We start from the raw sequence: 238 nt of genomic DNA, 5'->3' as shown, positions 1-238 counted from the left end.
CTCTTGCGTAGCGCCGGCTGCGGGCGCGCAAGTTGGGCGGTGCGCATCGGCACGGCATGCTCGATGGTATGATGCGCCAGCAATGGATAGAGCACGCTTGCGAGAAGGCCAAAGGAAGCGGTGCCCGCCAGGCTGATCGCGATCAGATGGCGAAGATGTGGAGAGCGAGGCAGAAACGGAATGTGAAATTCATGATGCGGCCGCGCCTGCATCGCAGCTTCTGCAGGAAATTGGACGC

Annotated in this window: 1 protein-coding gene; it reads right to left on the bottom strand. The window is 61.3% G+C overall.

The genetic code is table 11. The features are described from left to right. Positions 1-212: hypothetical protein (locus ACR9ZK_RS23345; RefSeq protein WP_481344293.1), on the bottom strand; the 212-nt coding region annotated here is incomplete at its 3' end. Between the last annotated feature and the right edge of the window lie 26 nt (positions 213-238).

Source organism: Monashia sp. HAY1-5C (assembly GCF_056755255.1).
Note: the sequence above shows the minus strand (reverse complement) of the source record. Positions and strands in the feature narration are given on the sequence as shown.